Genomic DNA, 22,340 nt, shown 5'->3' on the forward strand with positions numbered 1-22,340 from the left:
GTTGGAGGGCCGGATTCCGGACGGTGGTGAAAGGCGGGCCCATGAAGGCAGTGGTGTTCGAGCGGTACGGGCAGGCGGCGGAGGTCCGGGACGTGCCGGATCCCACTCCCTCCGCCCACGGTGTCGTCGTCCGGGTCGAGGCGACCGGGCTGTGCCGCAGCGACTGGCACGGCTGGATGGGCCACGACCCCGACATCCTCCTGCCGCACGTGCCCGGGCACGAACTCGCCGGTGTGGTCGAGGCGGTGGGGGCCGACGTGGCCAACTGGAAGCCCGGCGACCGGGTCACCGTGCCCTTCGTCTGTGCCTGCGGGAGCTGTCCGGCCTGCGCGGCCGGGGACCAGCAGGTCTGCGAGCGGCAGACCCAGCCGGGCTTCACCCACTGGGGCTCCTTCGCCGAGTACGTCGCGCTGGACCACGCGGACGTGAACCTGGTGACCGTGCCGGAGGAGCTGTCGTTCGAGACGGCGGCCGGGCTCGGATGCCGGTTCTCGACGGCGTTCCGTGCCGTGGTCGCCCAAGGGCGGGTCGCGGCCGGTGAGTTCGTCGCCGTGCACGGGTGTGGCGGAGTCGGGCTCTCGGCCGTGATGATCGCGGCGGCCTGCGGGGCACGTGTCGTTGCTGTCGATGTGTCGCCGAAGGCCCTTGAACTGGCGCAGGCGTTCGGGGCGGCGGAGTGCGTCGACGCCTCCACCCTCGCGTCGACGCCTGGCGGGACGGCGGCGGCGGTGCGGGCGTTGACCGGTGGGGGAGCCCATCTCTCGCTCGACGCGCTCGGCTCCCCGGTCACTTGTGCCGCCTCGGTGGAGAGCCTGCGCCGCAGGGGCCGGCACGTCCAGGTCGGGCTGCTTCCCCCGGCGGTCGGGGACCCGGTCGTCCCCATGTCCCGGGTGATCAGTCTCGAGTTGGAGATTGTCGGCAGCCACGGCATGGCCGCCCATGCCTACGGCCCGATGATGGAAATGGTCCGTACGGGCAGACTGCGCCCCGACCGGCTTGTCACCTCCACCGTGCCGCTGGAGGCGGCCCCCGCCGCGCTGGCGGCGATGGGCTCGGCCCCCGGTTCGGGCGTGACGGTCATCCGGCCCTGGCGCTGAGCTTCCCGACCACGTCCGTGGCCCTGGACGACTCGAGGGCCCCGCACCGGTGTCGGATGCGGGGCCCTCGGGCGGCCCTCGGGGCCGGGGCCCTCGTGCTGCGGCCCCGGGGCCGGAAGCTCGTGCCACGCGATGTGTCACGAGCTCGTGCCGGGTGGGAGGTCAGTCGCGGCGGCTCCGGTTGCCGGGGCGGTTGGCCACCCAGACGCGGATCGTGTCCGAGTACCAGTACGGCTTCCCCGACTCGACGTGATCGGGCGGCGGCAGGAGACCGTGCTTCCGGTAGGAGCGCACGGTGTCCGGCTGCACCCTGATGTGCGCGGCAATGTCCTTGTACGACCAGAGCCTTCGTTCCGTCATGCGGGCACCTCCCTGCGCGCCTCGCAGCGGCGGCGGGGGTGCCGTTCGGGGGAGCTGCGGGGCAAGCGCTGGCGATCACTGAGCCTGTGCCCGTTGAACGACACCCTGTGACGGGAGGAGAGCGGCTGTCGTACGGCTGTGACGGAAAGCCCGCGTAATGGAGATATGTGTGACGACAGGGGGACAGATGTGACGTAGGTGGCGCACGATCAGATACGTGTGGATCGGCGCGCCTCGGTGCCCGCAGGACGCTCCACCCCTATGCCCCGCAAGAGCGCAGAAAACGGCGCGTGCGGACCGCGATCGGATAGGGCTTGTCGGGATCGCACGGATACATGTCCTGCTCGACGATGGCGAACAGCTCCACGTCCAGCGCCTGTGCCGCGGCCAGGACCGGCTCCAGGGCGGGCACACCGGAGGGCGGCTCGCACATCACGCCCCGGGCCACGGCCGGACCGAAGGGAACCTCGTCCGCGACGACGCCGGCCAGGATCTCCGGATCCACCTGCTTGAGATGCAGATAGCCGATCCGTTCGCCATAGGTCTCGATCAGCTTGACGCTGTCGCCGCCGCAGTACGCGTAGTGCCCGGTGTCCAGGCAGAGTGCGACCAGGTCGGCATCGGTGGCGTCCAGGAAGCGGGCCACGTTCTCCTCGCTGTCGACGTGGGTGTCCGCGTGCGGATGGACGACGACGCGCAGGCCGTAGCGCTCCCGGACCTCGCGGCCCAGGCGCTCGGTCAGACCGGTCAGATTCCGCCACTGTTCGACGGTGAGCGTGCGGTTCTCCAGGACCTCGCCCGTCTTGTCGTCCCGCCAGAAGGAGGGGATGACGACGAGGTGTTCCGCGCCCATCGCCTGGGCCAGAGCCGCGTTCTCTGCGACATGCGCCCAGGTCCTGTCCCAGACGGCGGGGCCGTGGTGCAGCCCGGTGAAGACCGTCCCGGCCGTGACGCGCAGGCCCCGGCGGCCGGTCTCCTCGGCCAGGACCGCGGGGTCGGTGGGCAGATAGCCGTACGGGCCGAGTTCGATCCACTCGTAACCGGCCCCGGCGACCTCGTCGAGGAAGCGCTGCCAGGGGACCTGCCGGGGATCGTCGGCGAACCAGACGCCCCAGGAGTCGGGGGCGGAGCCGATACGGATACGGGACAGAGGCGACGGCATCGTCATGAGAGCCACCTTGGCCGCGCCCGGAACGACGCGTCAAGACGCTCGTCCGAATGTAAGGACATAGCGTTGACAGGGTTCGGGGCGGACGACTAGACCTGGGTGCGGGGCCGAGGCGAGAGGTGGCGCGCGTGGATGCGGAGCCGTACGAGCTGATCACGATGGGGCGTCTCGGCGTGGACCTCTACCCGCTCCGGATCGGGGTCCCGCTCGCCCGGGTGGAGACCTTCGGGAAGTTCCTGGGCGGCTCGCCCGCGAACGTGGCGGTGGCGGCGGCCCGGCTCGGCCGGCGGACGGCGCTCGTGAGCCGGACCGGGGAGGACCCCTTCGGCGTGTATCTGCACGAGGAGCTCCGCGGGTTCGGTGTCGACGACCGGTGGGTGACGGCTGTCGAGGAGTACCCGACGCCGGTCACCTTCTGCGAGATCTTCCCGCCCGACGACTTCCCGATCCACTTCTACCGCCGGCCCCGGGCCCCCGACCTGGAGATCCATCCGCACGAGCTGGACCTCGCGGCGATCCGGTCGGCGCGGGCGTTCTGGGTGACCGGGACGGGGCTGAGCGTCGAGCCCAGCCGGTCGGCGACGCTGGGTGCGCTGCGGGAGCGGGGCGGTGCGGATCCGACCGTCCTCGACCTGGACTGGCGTCCGGTGCTCTGGCCCGACCCGGCAGAGGCGGGACCGCTCTACCGGGAGGCGCTGAGCACGGCCACGGTCGCCGTCGGCAACCTGGACGAGTGCGAGGTCGCGACCGGGGAACGCGAGCCGTATGCCGCCGCCCGCGCGCTGCTCGCCGCCGGGGTGCGGCTCGCCGTCGTCAAGCAGGGCCCCAAGGGCGTCCTCGCGATGACCGCCGACGGGGAGAGCGCGGAGGCGCCGCCGCTGCCGGTCGATGTGGTCAACGGGCTCGGCGCGGGCGACGCGTTCGGCGGGGCGCTGTGCCACGGGCTGCTCGCGGGCTGGGACCTCGACCGCACGATCCGCTGGGCCAACGCGGCGGGTGCCATCGTCGCCGGCCGCCTCGCCTGCTCGCCCGCGATGCCGTACGCGGACGAGATCGAGCGGGCCCTCGCGACCGGCACGGGCTCGATCCCGGAGCGCACCCCATGAGCGGCCGGCCCGACGACACCTGGCGCACCCGCGCGGCCCATCGCCGAGCAGGCGGCCCGAGGGCTGACGCCGCGCCTGCGCCGACGGGCGCGGGCGCGGAGTCCGGTGTGACCGGGGCCCCCGCCGGTGTGGCCGGGGATCCCGCCGAGCGGGGGCCCGGCTCCCCGGCCCGGAGGTCGCCAGGGCCGGGCGCGCCACCGCCTCCGCCCGCGGAGCCCGGTGGCTCCTCCGCCTCCGCCGAGCGGGAACCCCGAACCTCGGCCGCGGCACTCGGCGGGACCGCGTCCCGGGACGCCGCCCTGCACCCGACCGCCGCCCCTCACTCCCCTTCCCCCGCCCCACCCGACCCCCTCCGCCGTGCCGCGCACCCCTCGCCGCCGCTGCGACTCGCGCGGTCCGGGGCGGGGGTCCCCGGTGTCGGTCTCGAGCCCGTCGACGTCGAGCGGATCGTCGCCTTGCGGGCGCATCACCCCGAGACCGTTGCCGAGGCTGCCGCGAAGCGGCCGAAGCGGGGGCTGTTCCAGGGGCGCGATCGGCTGCTGATCGTCGCCGCCGACCATCCCGCCCGAGGAGCGCTGGCCGTCGGGGACCGGCCGTACGCCATGGCCGACCGGGCCGATCTGCTCGCCCGGCTCCGCCTCGCGCTCTCGCGCCCCGGGGTCGACGGAGTCCTCGCCTCCGCCGACATCCTCGACGACCTGCTCCTCCTCGGCGCCCTGGACGGCCGGCTCGCCGTCGGCTCCATGAACAGGGGTGGCCTCGCCGGGGCCGCGTTCGAACTCGACGACCGGTTCACCGGTCACCGTCCCCAGGACCTCGCCCGGCTCGGCTTCGACGCCGGCAAGCTCCTCCTGCGGATCGACCCCGAGGACCCCGGCTCGCTGTCCACCCTCCACTCCGCCGCGCGCGCCGTCGACGAGATGGCCGGCCTGCGGCTGCCCGTCTTCGTCGAACCCTTCCTCTGCCGCCGCGACCGCGAGGGCCGCCTCCACAACGACCTCTCCGCCGAGGCCGTCATCACCTCCCTCGCCATCGCCTCCGGTCTCGGCGGCACCTCCGCCTACACCTGGCTCAAGGTCCCGGTCACCGAACACCCCGACGACATGGCCCGCGTCATGGAGACCACCACCCTCCCCGCCGTCCTCCTCGGCGGAGACCCCGGACCCGGCCCGGACGCGCAGGAACTCGCGTACGAGAAGTGGCGCGGCGCGCTCCGCCTGCCCACCGTCCGCGGGCTCGTCGTCGGGCGTTCGCTGCTCTATCCCCCGGACGGAGATGTGGCCGGAGCGGTCGATACCGCTGCGAGCCTGCTGCACGACGCGGTAGGAAGGGGTACGCACCACCCATGAGCTCTCTCCATCTGCCCGCCGGGACCGCTTCCCACGGGCCGTACGCACTCCACGTCGACCCCGACCGGGCCGGCTGGGGGTACTCCGCACTGCGCGTCCTCGAACTCGGCCCGGGAGACACCCACCTCCTGGACACCGGGGACAGCGAGTGGATCGTGCTTCCGCTCACCGGCGGCTGTACGGTGCACGTCGACGGACGGAAGCTTCAACTCCGGGGTCGTGAGAGCGTGTTCGGCGGAGTGTCCGACTTCGCGTACGTGCCCCGCGACGCCCGGGTCCAGATCGCCTCCGGCGCAGGAGGCCGCTTCGCTTTGGCAGGAGCGAAGTGCGAGCGACGACTCCCCGCTCGCTACGGCCCCGCGCCGGAGGTACCCGTCGAGGCCCGCGGCAGCGGCAACCAGGCCCGCGAGGTACGGAACTTCGCCGCAGCGGACGTCTTCGACGCCGACCGCCTCATCGCCGTCGAGGTGATCACCCCCGGCGGGAACTGGTCCTCCTACCCGCCCCACAAGCACGACCGCCACCGCCCCGGCACCGAGTCCGAGCTGGAGGAGATCTACTACTACGAGATCGCCGACGGCGGCCTCGGCTATCAACGGATCTCCCCCTCCCGGCCCGGCGGCGCCGACCTCCTCGCCGAGGTCCGCAGCGGCGATGCCGTCCTCGTGCCCGACGGCTGGCACGGCCCGTCGATCGCCCAGCCGTCCCACGCCATGTACTACCTGAACGTGATGGCGGGACCAGGACCGGAGAGGGAATGGAAGATCTGCTTCCATCCCGACCACGCGGAGGGGTACCAGTGAGCACGCTGACCGTCGCCCAGGCCCTCGTGCGGTTCCTCGCCGCGCAGCACACCGAACGCGACGGCGTACGGCAGCGGTTGATCGCCGCGACCTGGGGCATCTTCGGCCACGGGAACGTCGCCGGGATCGGCCAGGCTCTCGTCGAGTACAGCGAGGAGATGCCGTACCACCAGGGGCGCAACGAACAGGCCATGGTGCACGCGGCCGTCGGCCACGCGCGCCAGTCGAACCGGCTCTCCGCGCACGCCGTCACCACCTCGATCGGCCCCGGCGCCACCAACCTCGTCACCGGCGCCGCGCTCGCCACGATCAACCGGCTGCCCGTCCTGCTTCTGCCCGGCGACACCTTCGCCACCCGCCCCGCCGACCCCGTCCTCCAGCAGCTCGAAGTCCCGTACGCGGGCGAGGTGTCGGTCAACGACTGCCTGCGACCCGTGTCGACCTACTTCGACCGGATCACCCGCCCCGAGGCGCTGATCCCGGCCGCGCTCGCCGCCGTGCGTGTCCTCGCCGACCCCGTCCAGACCGGCGCGGTCACGCTCGCGCTGCCGCAGGACGTCCAGGCGGAGGCGTACGACTGGCCGGAGGAGTTCTTCGCCGAGCGGGTCTGGCGCGTGCGCCGGCCGGTGCCGGACGACGCCGAACTGGAGGCGGCGGTCGCGGCGATCGACCGGGCGGCCCGTCCGCTGATCGTCGCGGGCGGTGGGGTCAAGTACAGCGGCGCCGAGGAGGCGCTCGGCGCCTTCGCCTCCCTGACCGGCATCCCGGTCGCCTCCACCCAGGCCGGCAAGGGCGCTTTGCGTCACGATCACCCGCAGGACGTCGGCGCCGTCGGCCACACCGGCACCGCCGTCGCCGACCACCTGGCACGTACGGCCGACGTGGTGATCGGGGTCGGCACCCGCTGGACCGACTTCACCACCGCCTCCGGGACCTTGTTCACCCACCCGGACGTGCGCTTCGTCAACCTCAACATCGCGGCCTTCGACTCGCACAAGATGGCCGCGCTGCCGCTGGTCGCGGACGCCCGCGAGGGACTGGAGGGCCTCCACGCCCTGCTCGATCCGCACCGTGTCACCGAGCACTACGTGCACGAGTACACGGAGGAGAAGCTCCGCTGGGAGGCCCGCGTCACCGCCGCCTACGCCGCCCCCGACGAGAACACCCGCCCGACCCAGCCGCAGGTCCTCGGTGTCCTCGACACTCTGGTCACCGAGGACGACATCCTGATCAACGCGGCCGGCTCGCTCCCCGGCGATCTCCACAAGCTCTGGCGGGCCCGGTCCGCCGACCAGTACCACGTCGAATACGGGTACTCGTGCATGGGCTACGAGATCCCGGCGGCGATCGGGGTCGCGCTCGCCGCGCCCGGACGGCCGGTCTGGGCGCTCGTCGGAGACGGTACGTATCTGATGAATCCCACCGAGATCGTCACCGCCGTGCAGGAGGGACTCCCCATCAAGGTGGTCATCCTGCAGAACCACGGGTACGCCTCCATCGGCGGGCTCTCCGAGTCCGTCGGCGGCGAGCGGTACGGCACCGCCTACCGCTTCCGGGACCCGGACGGGCGGTTCACCGGCGCGCCGCTCCCCGTCGATCTGGCCGCCAACGCGGCCTCCCTCGGCATGCGGGTGCTGACCGCCCGCACCGTACGTGACCTGCGGGAAGCCCTCGCCGACGCCCGGACGTCGACCGTTCCCACATGTGTCTATGTGGAGACCGAAACGGCAGACACAGTGTCGGGCCCGCCCCCCGCCCAGGCATGGTGGGATGTGCCCGTGGCCGAGACCTCGACCCGCCCGTCGGCGGTCAAGGCCCGGGAGGAGTACGACCGGCACGTCACCGCCCGACGCCGCCATCTCTGAAGGAGTAGTTCGTCATGACGAAGACCGTCAACCACTGGATCGGTGGCAAGACCGTCGAGGGCACGTCGGGCAACTGGGGCCCGGTCACCGACCCGGCCACCGGTGCCGTGACCACGAAGGTGGCCCTGGCCTCGGTCGACGAGGTCGACGCGGCCGTGGCCGCCGCGAAGACCGCGTTCGAGACCTGGGGCACGGCGTCGCTCGCGCAGCGCACCACGATCCTGTTCAAGTTCCGCGCGCTCCTCGACGCCAACCGGGACGCGATCGCCGAGCTGATCACCGCCGAGCACGGCAAGGTCCACTCGGACGCGCTGGGCGAGGTCGCCCGCGGTCTGGAGATCGTCGACCTGGCCTGCGGCATCACCACCCAGCTCAAGGGCGAGCTGTCCACCCAGGTGTCGAACCGGGTGGACGTGGCCGCGATCCGCCAGCCGGTGGGTGTGGTGGCCGGCATCACGCCGTTCAACTTCCCGGCCATGGTGCCGATGTGGATGTTCCCGCTCGCCATCGCGTGCGGCAACACCTTCATCCTCAAGCCGAGCGAGAAGGACCCCTCGCCGTCGCTGAAGATCGCGGAGCTGCTCGCCGAGGCCGGCCTGCCGGACGGCGTCTTCAACGTCGTCCACGGCGACAAGGTGGCCGTGGACCGGCTCCTCGAGCACCCGGACGTCACGGCGGTCTCCTTCGTCGGCTCCACCCCGATCGCCCGCTACATCCACACCACCGCCTCCGCCAAGGGCAAGCGCGTGCAGGCGCTCGGCGGCGCGAAGAACCACATGCTGGTGCTGCCGGACGCCGACCTGGACGCGGCCGCGGACGCGGCGGTCTCGGCGGCGTACGGCTCGGCCGGCGAGCGCTGCATGGCGATCTCCGCGGTCGTCGCGGTCGGCGCGATCGGCGACGAGCTCGTGGAGAAGATCCGCGAGCGCGCCGAGAAGATCAAGATCGGCCCCGGCAACGACCCGACCTCCGAGATGGGCCCCCTCATCACGGCCGTCCACCGCGACAAGGTCGCCTCGTACGTGAAGGGCGCGGCCGACGAGGGCTGCGAGGTCGTGCTCGACGGCACCGGCTACACGGTCGACGGGTTCGAGGACGGCCACTGGATCGGCCTGTCGCTCCTGGACCACGTGCCGACCTCGGCGAAGGCCTACCAGGACGAGATCTTCGGCCCGGTGCTGTGCGTCCTTCGCACCGAGACGTACGAGGAGGGTGTCGCCCTCATCAACGCCTCGCCGTTCGGCAACGGCACCGCGATCTTCACCCGCGACGGCGGCGCGGCCCGCCGCTTCCAGCTGGAGATCCAGGCGGGCATGGTCGGCGTCAACGTGCCGATCCCGGTGCCGGTGGGCTACCACTCCTTCGGCGGCTGGAAGGACTCGCTCTTCGGCGACCACCACATCTACGGCAACGACGGCGTCCACTTCTACACCCGCGGCAAGGTCGTCACCACCCGCTGGCCGGACCCCTCCGACGCCCCCGCGGGCGTGGACCTGGGCTTCCCGCGCAACCACTGACCGACCCGTAAAACGACTGGCCCCCGGGGCGCGGGACGACGCACCCTGGGGGCCATGTCCGTTGATCCACCGAAGTACCAGATCCGCGCCCTGCACACCGCGTCGACGGTGACCGTCTACCAGGCGTACGACCCGTCCATCGGCCTGCCGGCGGCCCGCGAGGGCCGCTTCCCACCCGCCTGGAAGCGCGACCGGATGACGTGGATCAAACCCTCGTTCCTGTGGATGATGTACCGCTGCGGCTGGGGCCTGAAGGAGGGCCAGCAGACGGTCCTCGCGATCGAGATCACCCGCGAGGGCTTCGAATGGGCCCTGAGCAACGCCTGCCTGTCGCACTACGACCGCGGCTTCCACCCCGACCAGGCCACCTGGAAGCGCGAACTGCGACGGTCCCCGGCCCGCGTCCAGTGGGACCCCGAACGAAACCTGCACCTCGCCGCTCTCCCGTACCGCTCCCTCCAACTCGGCCTCGCGGGCGAGGCGTCCCGCCGCTACGCGGACGAATGGACCGTCTCCCTACGAGACGTCACACCGCTCGCGCACGAGATCCACGCGCTGGTGCGGGCGGGGCGGCTGGACGAGGCGGGCGCACGGATGCCCGAGGAGCGGCCGTACCCGGCGGGTACCGAGCTCCTCGGGCATTTGGTGCGCCAGTAGGCCGCGCCTAGAAGATCGAGTGCAGCAGCTTGTTCGGGGAGCCCGACAGCGGGTTCTGGACCTTGCCGGTGGTCGCATTGTTCACAAGTGCGGTGCTCACCTGGGCCGGGGTGGCCGTCGGGTGCGTCGCGAGGTAGAGGGCGGCCACGCCCGCGGTGTGCGGGGTCGCCATCGACGTGCCCGAGATGGTGTTCGTCGCGGTGTCGTTGTCCTTCCACGCCGACGTGATGGACACGCCCGGGGCGAAGAGGTCCACGCACGTGCCGTAGTTGGAGAAGGACGCCCGCTTGTCGGCGGAGTCCGTCGCGCCGACCGTGATCGCCTCGGGAACGCGCGCCGGGGAGTAGTTGCAGGCCCTGGCCGGCAGGCCGAGGATGTTGCCGTTGCCGGCGGCGACCGCGTAGGTGACGCCCGAGGCGATCGAGCGCTTCACCGCGTCGTCCAGCGAGGCGTTCACCCCGCCGCCCAGGCTCATGTTGGCGACGGCCGGCTTGACGGCGTTGGCCGTGACCCAGTCGACACCCGCGATCACGCCGGCCGTCGAACCGGACCCGTTGCAGTCCAGGACGCGTACCGCCACCAGCTTCGCGCCCTTGGCGACGCCGTACTTCGCGCCACCGACCGTACCGGCGACATGCGTGCCGTGGCCCTGGCAGTCCTGGCCGTTCTGGCCGCCGCCGACGGTGTCCGTGCCCACCCTCGCCCGGCCGCCGAACTCGCTGTGCGAGGTGCGGATTCCGGTGTCGATGATGTACGCGGTGACGTTCGACGCCGTCGTGTTGTACGTGTACGTCGTCGACAGCGGCAGGTTCCGCTGGTCGATCCGGTCCAGACCCCAGGTCGCGCCGGTCTGTGTGTCGGCGACCCGTACGGTCGCGTTCTGCTCGACGTACGCCACCCGCGGGTCGGCGGCCAGCGCCTTCGCCCTGGACTGGGACATCGAGGTCGAGAAGCCCTTGAGGGCGGTGGTGTACTCGTGCTTCGGCTTCACACCCAGATCGGCGGCGCGGGTCGAACCGTCCTTGAGGACGACGATCCAGCTGTTCTCGATCGCGAGGGAAGCCGGGGCGAGGCGGAGGTCCCCGACAGGGGCGCCCTGGGCTGTGGGGGAGACGGCGAACTGCAGGCCGGCGGCGAGCGCGAGGACGGGGACGATCGCCATGGCGCGGCGAGGTATTCGGGTCATGTGGTGGGGCACCTGAACCTTTCGTGGGCCGGGTTACCGGCAGGTACGGGCGGTTGGTGCGCCACAGAGTCTCGTGTCGGCATGGGTCGTACAAGAGGTCGTCCGGTCCCCTCACCGGTCCTTCACGCCGAAACCCCACGTCAGCATCGTGAACTCACCGTCGTCCTGTGCTCCCGTCGACCGGTATGTCGCGAGCGCCGGGTCGTTGTCCGTGTCCACGCCGACCCACGCGTCGTAACAGCCGCGCTCCCGCGCCTCGGCCACCAGCGCCTCCGTCAGCGCCCGCCCGACGCCCCGGCGCCGGTGCGCCTCGTCCACCGACAGCTCGTACAGACACATCTCCACCCCCTTGTCCGGGTGGAGCATCTCGATCCCGGAGACCAGGCCGGCCGGGAACCCGTCCTCCGCGTACGCGATCAGCATCAGATGCCCGGGCGCGGCCAGGAACCGCTCCGCCCACGCCGCGCGCGGAGGATTGTCGTAGAGATGTGCCACGGCCATCAGCTCGGCCACCGTCGTCGCCCGTCGGATCTCCATGCCCAGGCCCTCCCTTTCTGGGGCTCGGATCACGGCGCGCATACCGCGCCTGGTGTACGCGACCGTAGCCCGGTACGACTCCAGGAGGCCCGCGATTTCCGCCCCCGGGCAGCCGTACCGCACAGGCTGTCCGCCTACGCTCGGGGACATGCAGCTCCGACTTCCCCGGTGGGCCGCGGTCACCGCCGCCCTCGCCGTGCTCACGGGCGCCGGCACCTGGACCGCCGTCGCCACGGACGAACCGCCACCCGTGGACCGCGCGGACCAGGTGCTCGACATGCCCGGGGCACGGATCGACACCTCCTACTACACCGCCGATACGGCGGGCGGCGACGAGCGGCGGCCCGCCGTCCTCCTCGGGCACGGCTTCGGCGGCTCCAAGGACGACGTCCGCGCCCAGGCCGAGAAGCTCGCCCGCGACGGATACGCCGTCCTGACCTGGTCGGCGCGCGGATTCGGCGCCTCCACCGGGCAGATCGGACTCAACGACCCCGACCACGAGGTCAAGGACGTCCAGCGGCTCATCGACTGGCTCGCCAAGCGGCCCGAGGTCCTGCTCGACAAGGACGGCGACCCGCGCGTCGGCGTCACCGGCGCCTCCTACGGGGGCGCTGCCTCGCTGCTCGCCGCCGGCTACGACACCCGTGTCGACGCGATCGCCCCACAGATCACCTACTGGAACCTCGCCGACGCCCTGTTCCCGAACGGCGTCTTCAAGAAGCTCTGGGCCGGTATCTTCTTCTCGGCCGGCAACCAGCCGAGCGGCCAAAGCCGGCAGCCGGCCGGCGACCGGCCCGGTGCGAGTGGTCCCTGCGGACGCTTCACGCCCGAACTCTGCTCCCTCTACCAGCGCGTCGCCGTCTCCGGACAGCCCGACGCCGCCGCCCGCACGCTGCTCGAGGCCCGCAGCCCCTCCGCCGTCGGAGAGAGGATCAAGGTTCCCGCCCTGATCGTCCAGGGGCAGACCGACTCCCTCTTCCCGCTCGGCCACGCCGATGCCATGGCGAAGGCGATCAGCGCCAACGGCGCGCCCGTCGCCGTCGACTGGATCGCGGGCGGCCACGACGGCGGCAACCGCGAGACCGAACGCGTCGAGGCCCGGATCAGCGGCTGGTTCGACCGTCACCTCAAGCAGGACAAGGGCGCTGACACCGGTCCCGTGTTCCGCGTCAGCCGCGCCGGGGGAGTCGACTCCACCGACGGGCAGGCACAGCTGCGCGGCGCGAGCTCCGACCGCTACTCCGGACTCTCGGGCGACGTGGGCGACGCGCTGTCCCTGCCCCTGGACGGCAGCCGTGCGCAGACCTTCGCCAACCCGGCCGGCGCGGGCCCGCCCGCCATCTCCGCGGTCCCGGGCGTCGGCGGCGGGCTGTCCCAGCTCTCCTCGCTCGGCGTCGGACTCTCCCTCGATTTCCCCGGCCAGCACGGCCGGTTCGAGGCGGAGCCGCTGGCCGAGCCGGTACGGATCACCGGCTCGCCGACCGTCCGTGTCAAGGTCACCTCCGACAGCGCGGACGGTTCCGCCGTCCTGTTCGCCAAGGTCTACGACGTCGGATCGGACGGACGCCGGCAGGTGCTGCCCGCCCAACTGGTCACCCCCGTCCGCGTCGAGGACGCACGGAAGGGCAGGAGCGTCGAGCTGACGCTGCCCGCGATCGACCACGAGGTCGAGGCCGGCCACCGGCTGGCGCTGGTGCTCTCCGCCACCGACCTCGGCTACGCCTCCCCGGTCGCGCCGGCCACCTACACCGTCGCCGCCGAGGGCCCGCTGACGGTCCCCACCGCGCCCGCCGTGGACACCCAGGCGGCCGCGATGCCCTGGTGGGTGTGGGGCCTGCCGCTCGCCGGAGTCCTGATCGCCGGCGCGCTGCTCCTCACCGCACGCCGCCGGACCACGGCCCCCGCCCCGGACCCCGCTCTCGCCGCCGTACCGCTGCAGATCACCGGGCTGACGAAGAAGTACGCCAAGTCCTCCGACCGGTACGCCGTGCGGGATCTCTCCTTCCGGGTCGAACAGGGGCAGGTCCTCGGTCTGCTCGGGCCCAACGGCGCGGGAAAGACCACCACCCTGCGGATGCTCATGGGCCTGATCGGCCCCGACGACGGGGAGATCCGGGTCTTCGGCCAGGCCATCCGGCCCGGCGCCCCGGTGCTCTCCCGGGTCGGCGCCTTCGTCGAGGGTGCGGGCTTCCTGCCGCATCTGTCCGGGCGGGACAACCTGGAGCTGTACTGGAAGGCCACCGGCCGCCCTGCCGAGGATGCACATATCGAGGAGGCCCTGGAGATCGCCGGCCTCGGCGACGCGCTCGCCCGCGCCGTGCGGACGTACTCGCAGGGCATGAGGCAGCGGCTCGCCATCGCACAGGCCATGCTCGGCCTGCCGGATCTGCTGATCCTCGACGAGCCGACCAACGGACTCGACCCGCCACAGATCCGTGAGATGCGGGACGTGATGATCCGGTACGCCGCCGAGGGCCGGACCGTCATCGTCTCCAGCCACCTCCTCTCGGAGGTCGAGCAGTCCTGCACCCATCTCGTGGTCATGGACCGCGGGCAGCTCGTGCAGGCCGGGCCCGTCGGCGAGATCACCGGCGCGGGGGACACCCTGCTCGTCACGCTCGGGGACACCGTCCCGGACCCGCTCGTCGAGAAGATCGACGCACTGCCCGGGATCGGCTCGGCCGTACGGACCGAGGGCGGACTCCTGGTCCGCCTCGACGGAGCCGACGCGACCGCGCTGATCGGCGAACTCGTCCGCCTGGACGTGCCCGTGACCGGTGTGGGTCCGCACCGCCGCCTCGAGGACGCGTTCCTGACCCTGATCGGAGGAGGATCCGCATGAGCACGACCGCGGAACTGGTGGAGACCGCACCCGGCTACCGGGCGCGGCGCACCCTGCCGCTGCGCGTCGAGGCCGTACGGCAGCTCAAGCGGCGCCGCACCCTGGTCATGGGAGCGGTGCTCGCCGCCCTGCCCTTCGTCCTGATCATCGCGTTCGCGATCGGCGGGGGCCCGGACGGCAACGGGAACGGTCGGATCACGCTGATGGACACGGCGACGGCGTCGGCGGCGAACTTCGCCGCGACGTGTCTCTTCGTCTCCGCCGGCTTCCTGCTCGTGGTCCCGGTCGCCCTGTTCTGCGGGGACACCGTGGCCTCCGAGGCGAGCTGGTCCTCGCTGCGCTATCTGCTGGCCGCGCCCGTCCCCCGGGCCCGGCTGCTCTGGTCCAAGCTGGCAGTGGCGCTCGGCTTCAGTGCGGCCGCGATGGTGCTGCTGCCGCTGGTGGCGCTCGCCGCGGGCACGGTCGCCTACGGCTGGGGACCCCTGCGGCTCCCCACCGGCGGCGCCCTTCCGGCGGCCGAGACACTGCCCCGGCTGGCCCTGGCCGTCGCGTTCATCTTCGTCTCCCAGCTGGTGACCGCCGGGCTCGCGTTCTGGCTCTCCACCCGGACCGACGCCCCGCTGGGCGCCGTCGGTGGAGCGGTCGGACTGACGATCATCGGCAACGTCCTGGATGCCGTCACGGCGCTCGGTTCCTGGCGTGATTTCCTGCCCGCGCACTGGCAGTTCGCCTGGGCGGACGCGCTCCAACCACAGCTGGAGTGGGGCGGGATGGCCAAGGGCGCGGCGATCTCGGTGACGTACGCCCTGATCCTCTTCGCGCTGGCCTTCCGGGGCTTCGCGCGCAAGGACATCGTGTCCTGACCCAGGTCATACCCACCCCCTTCGAGCCGCTTCCGCGCCCGCGCGGAAGCGGCTCGTCGTGCCCAGGGCGTGCAACAGCTCACCGACCCGGCGGCTGTAGGTCCGGCCGGACATGCCGAGGCGGGCGGCGGCCGTCTCGTCCGTGAGGCCGGCGAGGAGCGCTTCGAGGACCGGGCGTAGCTGGGCGGGGAGCTCGCGCGGCGGGGTGGTGGCGTCGACCAGCTCCTCGCCCGCGTCCCAACTGATGTGATGGGCGCGGACCAGGGCCTGCACGACGACCGGGTCGCGGATCAACAGCAGCCCGTTGTACAGCAGCTCCAGATCGAGCGGGACCGCCGCCACCGTACGGTCGACGACGATCATCTTGAAGGGGATCGAGTCCGTGAGACGGGCCCGCCCCGGCGCCACGACCGCGCCCGCCACATGCGGCAGGGCGTGCCGCGGCACGATCCGTCTGACCTCCGGCGCCCGCTCCGCCGCGGCCCGCATGCACGCTCCTGCCAGCTCCAGGAACGGCTCGGGGATCGCACGGCCCGCGGAGGCGGCCGGGTCGTCGAAGGTCAGCAGTTCGTGCCGCGTCGAGGCGGCGAGTCCGGCCAGAGCGGCGCTGATCCGCCGCGTGCCGCGGACGGGGCGCCCCGGTGGCCGCTGTGCCTCGGGCACGGCCCTGTTCATCGCCGATCGCGCGAGCATCACGGAGCCCGCAGTCTCTGCCACCGCTGACCACCCCCGCCCGATCGGTGCGCCACTCCATGTACGCATGTGACTGCACACGGTGACAACCCCTGTTGAAAAGGATGGCGAGTCCATGCCACGGGAGGCCGCCCCGGCCGCCGTTGCCGCATTGAGATCCATCCGCAACTCCTTCGTCTGCTCCTTTTGGCCTCCTCGGACGTCACATTCACAAGTGCGCGAACTTGAGGGGGAGATGACATGAAGCGACGCCACAGGGCGCGGCTCGCCGCCGGAATCCTGGCTGCCGGGCTGCTTCTGACCGGGTGCGCGGCCGGGGGGAACAGCCGTCAGAGCGCGGACGGGAGCGGGGGCGGCTACCGGGCCCCGGACGCCCGTCAGGACGCAAGCCCCGACGCACGCCAGGACGACGCCCCCGAGGGCGAGCAGCGCTCCCGGCCGCCCGCCGACTGGCTCTCCACCTTCGCCCTGGACGTGGACACCGCCTCGTACGGCTACGCCCGGCGCACCCTGTCCGAGGGCCGGCTGCCGGACCCGACGTCCGTACGGCCCGAGGAGTTCGTCAACAGCTTCCGGCCGGACTATCCCCGTCCCGAGGGGGACGGCTTCAGCGTGACGATCGACGGGGCAAGGACGGGGGACGACGGCTGGTCGCTCGTCCGCGTCGGGCTCGCCACCGCCGCCGCGGACCGGAAGGGCGAACGCCCGCCCGCCGCCCTGACCTTCGTCGTCGACATCTCCGGCTCGATGGCGGAGACCGGCCGGCTCGACCTGGTCAAGGAGTCCCTCGGCATCCTCACCGACGAGCTCCGCGACGACGACTCGGTCGCGCTCGTCACCTTCAGCGACGAGGCCGAGATCCGGATCCCGATGACGAAGGTCAAGGGGCAGCGCGAGCGGATCCACGGAATCGTCGACGAGCTGAGGACCACCTCCTCGACCAACGTGGAGGCCGGCGTACGCACCGGCTACGACGTCGCCGTCGAGGGGCACCGCAAGGGCGCCACCAACCGGGTCGTGCTGCTCTCCGACGCCCTCGCCAACACCGGTGACACCGACGCGCAGTCGATCCTCGACCGGATCGACAAGGAGCGCAGGGAGTACGGGATCACCCTCTTCGGCGTCGGCGTCGGCAGCGACTACGGCGACGCGTTCATGGAGCAGCTCGCCGACAAGGGCGACGGGCACACCACGTACGTCTCCACCATCGAGCAGGCGCGCAAGGTCTTCGTGGACCAGCTGCCCACGAACATCGAGCTGCGTGCCCGCGACGCCAAGGCGCAGGTCGCCTTCGACCCGAAGACCGTCGAGCGGTTCAGGCTGATCGGCTACGAGAACCGGGAGGTCGCCGACGAGGACTTCCGCAACGACAAGGTCGACGGCGGCGAGGTGGGGGCGGGGCACACCGTCACCGCGCTGTACGCGGTGAAGACCCGGCCCGGCAGCACCGGGCCGCTGGCCACGGCCACGGTCCGCTGGCTCGACCCGAAGAACCGCTCCCCGCACGAGAACACCGGGAGCGTCGGGACGAGCGCGCTCACGTCCTCGCTCTGGGCCCCGGGCCACGACAGCCTTCAGCTGACCGCCGTCACCGCCTACTTCGCCGACCGTCTGCGGGGCGGCGACATGCCGGGCGCGCCGAGGCTCACCGAGCTCGCGGAGCGCTCGGAGGCGATCGCGCAGCGGTCGGGTTCGAAGGTGGTGCGGGAGCTGACGGAGGCGATCCGGCAGGCGGACAAGCTGCTGGCGAGGGACGGCGGCGCGGAATCGGGCGATCCGTACTCCGGCTGATCCACAACCGCTGCGCGGTGGCCGTGGATCCCGTCATGATGGGGCCATGGCCACCCTGCTGCTCGCCCTCGCCGTCGGTTCCACCGGCCTCTACGCCGGGTTCATGCTGATCTTCATGACCGGGATCATGCCCGCGCTCGCCCGGCTCGGGGACGCGGAGTTCGTCGACGCGATGCGGCGGATCAACGAGTACGTTCCCAAGCCGGTGTTCCTGATCGTGTTCCTGGGGGTCGTGGCCTTCCCGGTCGCCGCGTTCTTCGTGCCGGTCGACGGGCGCTCGGACACCCAGAAGTGGCTGGTCCTGGCCGGTCTCGTCTGCGCCGTGGTCAACCACCTGATCACGATGGGCGGCAACGTTCCGCTGAACAACGCGCTGGCCGCCTCGGAGCGGACGGGGGTGGATCCGTCCGCGGTCCGGGCGGCCTTCGAGAAGCGTTGGAACGCCTTCCACGCGGTCCGTACGGTGCTGATCACCGCCGCGTTCGGGCTGTTGATCGCCGCGTCCCTGAACTGATCGGGTCAGGAAGGGAGTTCCGCGACCGTGGTGATGGCGGTGAAGAGGATCTCGTCGTCCTGGCGGCCGGTCACCCGGATCAGCCGTTCCGGGCTGCCCGGGTAGTCCACGGCCGGCTCGGTCTCGATCCAGCAGGGGCTGCCGAACTCGGCGTACCGGTGGAAGGTGGAGTCCATCGCCACCGGCAGCACCGGCCGGCCGGCGGGTGTCAGTGTCTGCACCGCCTGGCGGGCCGCCTCCAGCAGGACCATGCCGGGAATGTGGTCGCCGGGGTGGTCGAAGAGGACGGGGTGGCGGGTGTCGACCCGCAGCTGCCAGCGGTCGGCACGCTCGGTCGGCGTGAGCACGACGTCGAACTCGCTGAGCCGGCCGACGGACCGCGGCTCCACGGCCGCGGTGGGCAGCTCCTGGGCGGTCGCCGCCTCGGCGAGGCGGTCGGCGCGCAGTCGGCGGTAGACCTCGGGGCTGGTGCAGGTGTAGCGGGCGTTGCCGGTGGCGAGCGTCCGGCCCTGCTCGCTGACCACGACCTCGTAGCTCAGCCCGGCCAGCCGGCCGGCGCGGCGGCGGATGTCGGTGCAGGTGACGTCGAGCCGCAGATCGGCGGGCGCCCCGCCGACGGGCAGCATCGCGGGCATTACGCGGTAGTTGAGCTCCCACATCAGGAACTGGTGGCCAAGCGGCACGTCGAAGCCCGCGTGGGCGAGCAGCGCACCCACCTGACGGATCGTTTCGGCAGCCAGCATCGGGTCGTAGTGCGAGCCGCCGACCGGGCCGAAGAAGGAGTGTCCACGCGGCCACTGGGCGCTGAGCGTGAAGTGCGTCTCGTCCGTACGGGACCAGTCGGCGGTGAGAAAGACCTCGGCGAGCGCGGCCCGGTGAACGTACTCACGGGGAGCCGTCGTGGTGAGCCCCTGGAAGGCTTCCGTGTCCACGATGTCGGTCGGGGCGGACGTCTGCAGCATGAGATCCCTCTACTAAGGGCCTACTAAGGAGGTTCGGGCAACCAGCACCGCGGAAGTTACGAACCCCTCGGTACGTTTCGCAAGGGCGCGGGTACGGTTCTGTCAGGTCGACGCGGGGGAAGGGGAAGGGCCTTCGAGTCTGCCCGTGTTCAACGACGCCTGTCAGAACGGCAGATGTCCGACTCATGAGACCCGAGGGTTCACGAGTGAGGTGGCTTCGGGTATCTTCCAGCTGCCGGAAATCTGTACCGCCAGGTTTGTTTCTCGGGCATCCGAGACGCCGGTTCGGGTGATCGCGCCACTGTCTGCGCGCGATTCGTTCCGATATGCCCGGCCCGCCGATCGGCTGTCCCTTGGAGACTCCGTGGAACACCTGCGTCAGATATCCGTCGCCGCCGTCAACATCGACGGCGTCCTGCTGAACGACACGTTCAGCCCGGTCATCCACCGGTTCATCACCAGCCGCGGCGGCCTCTACGACGCCGAGGTGGAGCGGGAGATCTTCTCCCAGACCCAGCTCACCGCCGCCAAGGCCCTCGGGGCCGCGGCCGGACTCTCCTGGAGCCCCGAGGACGTGCTCGCGGCCTACTTCGAGGAGCGTGCCGCCCATCTGGCCGAGCATCCGTTGCGCCTGCTCGACGGCGCCACCGAGCTGCTGGTGCGGCTGCGGGAACTGGGGTTGCGGACGGTCTGCTACGGCGGGCTCGACGCGTCCCACTTCGACCTGCACCTGCGGGAGCAGGCGCATCTCTTCGACGCGCCCGGCTATGTGTGCACCAACGACTTCCGGCCCGGGGTACGCGAGTTGACGCGAGACCTCGGGCTCCGCTTCGACCAGATCCTCTTCATCGACGACGTCGCCCGCGTCGCGGAGGCCGCCAAGGAGCTCGGGGTGCCCTTCGTCGGCCACCCGAGCGATTTCGCGCACGGGTTCCAGGGCGAGCTGATGCGCCGGGCGGGCGTCAGACACGTGGTGCGCTCGCTCGACGAGATCGACGAGTCCCTGCTGCGGACCCTCGACGCCGAGGCCGCCGCCGGTACGGTCTGGAACCGCTGAGATCCGTGTGGCGTATCCACCCGAAGGCGCCGCCGTCGCGGCCGGACCTGTGATTCCGTCAGCCCTGTCGACGACGACGCGCCCGGCGCCACACAGCCAGGCGTCACACATCCAACTGCCGAGGGAGACGACCGTCCCATGACTGCCGACCACCGCCTGCTGCCCGAGAAGGTCGCCCTGATCACCGGAGCGAGCAGCGGAATCGGAGCGGCCGCCGCCCGGGTCTTCGCCCGTGAGGGCGCCCGCGTGGTCCTCGCCGCCCGCCGCGAGGACAGACTCAAGGCTCTGGTGACCGAATTGCGCGAGCAGGGCGCCGAGGCCGAGTACGTGGTGGCGGACATAACCCGCCGCGAGGACACCCGCGCCGCCGTGGCGCACGCGGTGGACACGTACGGAAGGCTCGACGTGGCGTTCAACAACGCCGGGTGGGGCGCCGGCCGCGAGCCGCTGCACGAGATGGACGACGAGCTCTACGACCGGATCCTGGACGTCAATCTGCGCGGGGTCTGGAACTGCCTGCGGGACGAGATCGCCGCGATGCTGACCACAGGCGGCGGCGCGATCGTGAACACCAGCAGCGTCGGCGGACTGCTCGCGACCCCGGTGGCCGCGCCCTACGTGGCCGCCAAGCACGCCGTGGTCGGACTGACCAAGGCCGCCGCCGCCGAGTACGCGGCCCAGGGGATCCGGATCAACTCGGTGGCGCCCGGGACGACCCGTACCGAAGTGGTCACCGAGTGGTTCGCCGCGGTGCCCGGGATCGAGGAGGCGCTGCACGCCGCCACCCCGCAGCCGCGGACGGCCGAGCCCGAGGAGATCGCCGAGGCGGCGGCCTGGCTCTGCAGTGACCGATCGTCGTTCGTCACCGGTGCGATCATGCCGGTGGACGGCGGCTTCACGATGGTGTGAGCCGGATGCCGCCCGGCCGAACGGCCTGCGTGCGATGTCTTGTGTCCTCTGCACGTATCCGTCCATACTTGCTGTTTTCGACCGTGAAGTGCGAGCAGGCACGGAGCGAGCGCGTGTGTCCTGTGGGGCATCGGGCTATGAGAGGGACGTGACCCCCAATGGCGAAGCAGGATCGCGCGATTCGGACGCGCCAGGCGATCTTGGAAGCGGCCGCCACCGTCTTCGACGAGCGTGGTTACGAGGCTGCGAAACTCACCGACATCCTCCAGCTCGCCCAGGTCACCAAGGGTGCGCTCTACTTCCACTTCGACTCCAAGGAAGACCTCGCGCACGCGGTGATCGACGCCCAGGTGTCGACCGCGCCCACGCCGATGCCGCAGGTCTCCAAGATGCAGGAGTTCGTCGACATCGGCATGGTGTTCGCGCACCGGCTGACCCATGACGGGCTGCTGCGCGGGAGCGTCCGGCTCACCCTCGACCAGGGCGGCCACGAACTCAACCGCAGCGGCCCCTACCGGGAGTGGACCGATCTCAATCTGCGGGTGCTCGAAGAGGCCAAGGAGCGCGGTGAACTGCTGCCGCACGCCGACCCGGAGGAGGTGGCGCCGCTCGTGGTGGGCTCCTACGCCGGCCTGAACCTGATGACCCAGGCCCTGGGCAGCAACCGGGCGGACATGGACCGCTGGGCCTCGGCGCTCTACCGCCATGTGCTGCCCAGCATCGCGGTCCCCGCCGTGCTCGCGATGCTCGACATGGAGCCCGGACGGGGCGCCCGCGCCCTGCGCGCGGCGGAGGCGGCGGCGGGCTAGGGGTCACCCGCCCCGGGCCCCCGGGGCGGGTCATTCTGGTGGGTGAAACCATACCCGGCTGCCGGTTTTTCGAGGAAGACATGAAGTCGACATCTTGACGTCGTCTGAAATAGACATCGGAAAGCGTACCCGTGAGTCCAGATCTTGGACCCGTGGGTACGCTTCGTTGTGCCCCTTACGGATTCCTGATAGCGACAAACCCGAGCTAAGCGGACATTCTTCCGCGTTCTCGGGTCCAGAAATTCCATACCCGGC

The 22,340-nt window shown here is 71.6% G+C and carries 20 protein-coding genes; 14 read left to right on the forward strand and 6 right to left on the reverse strand.

All coding sequences use genetic code 11. The annotated features are described in order from the left end of the window. Positions 1-41: 41 nt before the first annotated feature. Positions 42-1,097 carry a zinc-dependent alcohol dehydrogenase family protein gene (locus ACZ561_RS06915; protein ID WP_470990560.1) on the forward strand — a complete coding sequence of 352 codons (1,056 nt, stop codon included), beginning with the start codon at positions 42-44 and terminating at the stop codon, positions 1,095-1,097. A 162-nt stretch (positions 1,098-1,259) separates the two neighbouring features. Here the strand turns inward: ACZ561_RS06915 and ACZ561_RS06920 are convergent, their stop codons facing one another. Beyond that, the gene (locus ACZ561_RS06920) at positions 1,260-1,457 is read right to left on the reverse strand and encodes a helix-turn-helix transcriptional regulator (RefSeq protein ID WP_470990562.1); all 198 of its coding nucleotides are present in this window, start codon (positions 1,455-1,457) and stop codon (positions 1,260-1,262) included. 259 nt (positions 1,458-1,716) lie between these two features. Continuing rightward, the gene (locus ACZ561_RS06925; RefSeq protein ID WP_470990564.1) at positions 1,717-2,625 is read right to left on the reverse strand and encodes a sugar phosphate isomerase/epimerase family protein; all 909 of its coding nucleotides are present in this window, start codon (positions 2,623-2,625) and stop codon (positions 1,717-1,719) included. Positions 2,626-2,783: 158 nt separating this feature from the next. Between ACZ561_RS06925 and iolC the strand changes: the two genes are divergently transcribed. From iolC to ACZ561_RS06955, 6 genes are all read left to right on the forward strand, one after another. Next, a complete protein-coding gene (gene iolC, locus ACZ561_RS06930; RefSeq protein ID WP_470991308.1) occupies positions 2,784-3,731 on the forward strand; it encodes a 5-dehydro-2-deoxygluconokinase in 948 nt (315 codons plus the stop codon). A 446-nt stretch (positions 3,732-4,177) separates the two neighbouring features. Further along, on the forward strand, positions 4,178-5,080 hold the full coding sequence (locus tag ACZ561_RS06935; protein ID WP_470991310.1) for a Cgl0159 family (beta/alpha)8-fold protein: 903 nt from the start codon (positions 4,178-4,180) through the stop codon (positions 5,078-5,080). Then, positions 5,077-5,883: a 5-deoxy-glucuronate isomerase gene (iolB, locus tag ACZ561_RS06940; protein WP_470990566.1), complete on the forward strand. Its 807-nt coding sequence runs from the start codon at positions 5,077-5,079 to the stop codon at positions 5,881-5,883. The genes ACZ561_RS06935 and iolB overlap by 4 nt, the downstream gene beginning before the upstream one ends. Further along, on the forward strand, positions 5,838-7,748 hold the full coding sequence (gene iolD / locus ACZ561_RS06945) for a 3D-(3,5/4)-trihydroxycyclohexane-1,2-dione acylhydrolase (decyclizing) (protein ID WP_470990568.1): 1,911 nt from the start codon (positions 5,838-5,840) through the stop codon (positions 7,746-7,748). Before iolB ends, iolD begins: the two co-directional genes overlap by 46 nt. 14 nt (positions 7,749-7,762) lie before the next feature. Continuing rightward, complete coding sequence (gene mmsA / locus ACZ561_RS06950) at positions 7,763-9,265, forward strand: CoA-acylating methylmalonate-semialdehyde dehydrogenase (protein WP_376436140.1); 1,503 nt, start codon at positions 7,763-7,765, stop codon at positions 9,263-9,265. A gap of 54 nt (positions 9,266-9,319) precedes the next feature. Next, positions 9,320-9,922 carry a DUF4291 domain-containing protein gene (locus ACZ561_RS06955; RefSeq protein WP_470990571.1) on the forward strand — a complete coding sequence of 201 codons (603 nt, stop codon included), beginning with the start codon at positions 9,320-9,322 and terminating at the stop codon, positions 9,920-9,922. Between the two features lie 7 nt (positions 9,923-9,929). Here ACZ561_RS06955 and ACZ561_RS06960 read toward each other — a convergent pair whose 3' ends face one another. Both ACZ561_RS06960 and ACZ561_RS06965 read right to left on the reverse strand, forming a co-directional pair. Next, a complete protein-coding gene (locus ACZ561_RS06960) occupies positions 9,930-11,108 on the reverse strand; it encodes a S8 family peptidase (protein WP_470990573.1) in 1,179 nt (392 codons plus the stop codon). Between the two features lie 111 nt (positions 11,109-11,219). Then, positions 11,220-11,645, reverse strand: coding sequence for a GNAT family N-acetyltransferase (locus ACZ561_RS06965; protein WP_470990575.1), 426 nt, complete (start codon positions 11,643-11,645; stop codon positions 11,220-11,222). Between the two features lie 148 nt (positions 11,646-11,793). Here ACZ561_RS06965 and ACZ561_RS06970 point away from each other — a divergent pair, with 148 nt between their 5' ends. Together ACZ561_RS06970 and ACZ561_RS06975 are read left to right on the forward strand one after the other, a co-directional pair. After that, on the forward strand, positions 11,794-14,487 hold the full coding sequence (locus tag ACZ561_RS06970; RefSeq protein ID WP_470990577.1) for an alpha/beta fold hydrolase: 2,694 nt from the start codon (positions 11,794-11,796) through the stop codon (positions 14,485-14,487). Continuing rightward, positions 14,484-15,350: an ABC transporter permease gene (locus tag ACZ561_RS06975; protein WP_329120389.1), complete on the forward strand. Its 867-nt coding sequence runs from the start codon at positions 14,484-14,486 to the stop codon at positions 15,348-15,350. Before ACZ561_RS06970 ends, ACZ561_RS06975 begins: the two co-directional genes overlap by 4 nt. 6 nt (positions 15,351-15,356) lie before the next feature. Here the strand turns inward: ACZ561_RS06975 and ACZ561_RS06980 are convergent, their stop codons facing one another. After that, entirely contained in the window at positions 15,357-16,067 is a 711-nt protein-coding gene (locus tag ACZ561_RS06980; RefSeq protein ID WP_470990579.1) for a helix-turn-helix transcriptional regulator, read from the reverse strand. A 216-nt stretch (positions 16,068-16,283) separates the two neighbouring features. On the opposite strand from ACZ561_RS06980, the gene ACZ561_RS06985 reads away from it, so the two are divergent. Together ACZ561_RS06985 and ACZ561_RS06990 are read left to right on the forward strand one after the other, a co-directional pair. After that, positions 16,284-17,834, forward strand: coding sequence for a vWA domain-containing protein (locus ACZ561_RS06985; protein ID WP_470990581.1), 1,551 nt, complete (start codon positions 16,284-16,286; stop codon positions 17,832-17,834). A gap of 46 nt (positions 17,835-17,880) precedes the next feature. Beyond that, positions 17,881-18,348, forward strand: coding sequence for an anthrone oxygenase family protein (locus tag ACZ561_RS06990; RefSeq protein WP_329120396.1), 468 nt, complete (start codon positions 17,881-17,883; stop codon positions 18,346-18,348). Between the two features lie 5 nt (positions 18,349-18,353). Here ACZ561_RS06990 and ACZ561_RS06995 read toward each other — a convergent pair whose 3' ends face one another. Then, the gene (locus ACZ561_RS06995) at positions 18,354-19,310 is read right to left on the reverse strand and encodes a ScbA/BarX family gamma-butyrolactone biosynthesis protein (RefSeq protein WP_470990583.1); all 957 of its coding nucleotides are present in this window, start codon (positions 19,308-19,310) and stop codon (positions 18,354-18,356) included. 364 nt (positions 19,311-19,674) lie between these two features. Between ACZ561_RS06995 and ACZ561_RS07000 the strand changes: the two genes are divergently transcribed. From ACZ561_RS07000 to ACZ561_RS07010, 3 genes are all read left to right on the forward strand, one after another. Further along, entirely contained in the window at positions 19,675-20,367 is a 693-nt protein-coding gene (locus ACZ561_RS07000) for an HAD family hydrolase (protein WP_470990585.1), read from the forward strand. A 138-nt stretch (positions 20,368-20,505) separates the two neighbouring features. Then, on the forward strand, positions 20,506-21,276 hold the full coding sequence (locus ACZ561_RS07005) for a glucose 1-dehydrogenase (RefSeq protein ID WP_470990587.1): 771 nt from the start codon (positions 20,506-20,508) through the stop codon (positions 21,274-21,276). A 158-nt stretch (positions 21,277-21,434) separates the two neighbouring features. Beyond that, positions 21,435-22,085, forward strand: coding sequence for a ScbR family autoregulator-binding transcription factor (locus ACZ561_RS07010; protein WP_376446333.1), 651 nt, complete (start codon positions 21,435-21,437; stop codon positions 22,083-22,085). Positions 22,086-22,340: the final 255 nt, after the last annotated feature.

Source organism: Streptomyces sp. NPDC039609, assembly GCF_055596705.1.